The 716-nt window shown below is 60.9% G+C and carries 1 protein-coding gene; it reads right to left on the bottom strand.

All coding sequences use genetic code 11. The features are described from left to right. Window positions 1–467 (bottom strand): transposase (locus HX773_RS25395; protein ID WP_176973807.1); only part of this gene is annotated, 467 nt, incomplete at its 3' end. Between the last annotated feature and the right edge of the window lie 249 nt (window positions 468–716).

The raw sequence follows: 716 nt of genomic DNA on the forward strand, positions 1-716 counted from the left end.
CCCTGAGCCAAGGCAACCCCGTGCTCTAACAGAAGCCCCCGCATCTGATTACTCATCGCGGTGCGTCGACGCACGTAGCCCTGCCGGGCACGGTGTAGCGCTTGCATGGCCAAGGCTGCCGCGCTTTTGATCGGTACAGCCAAAATTCTCGTATCCCGTCCCGCCCGCAATATTGCAAGTGCATCGTTGCGGTCGTTCTTGGCGCCGCTGCGATGATCAGCTACGTGCTGAGCCGGAAGAATCCGCGCCAGGTTGCCTTGGGCCTGCAGCTGCCGTGCCCAAGCCTGAGCCCCCGGCCCCGTTTCCATCAGCACCACCGTGGTTGGGGGGAGCTTGCGCAAAAAGGCGTAGAAGGCTTCACGGGATTTGATGCGCTCCTCGTAAAGCACCTGTCCGAGGGCATCTTCACCTGCAACCTGGAAAACCCGCTTGGCAAGGTCGACCGCTACCGTTGTGCAGGCCGACAAATCGGAAGGAGACAAGGATTGATCAACCGAAGTATGCTTTTTCATGGACTCGCCCTCGCTGTCGTTGGCTTCTTAGACTGCCACCGTGGCGCATTGACGCCTCGGCGTGGGCGAGTCCATCCAATTACAAGGTCGGTGTTTGATTCAGGTCTTCTGGTAACCCATCCGCCAACTGACGGCTTCGCTCGCCGCCAGCAGGCGCCTGGCCGCCGGGCCATCCTCATCGGCATGGAACAGGGATGTCGGGCC

Origin of the sequence: Pantoea sp. B9002, assembly GCF_013385945.1 — a bacterium.
Lineage (GTDB): Bacteria > Pseudomonadota > Gammaproteobacteria > Enterobacterales > Enterobacteriaceae > Pantoea.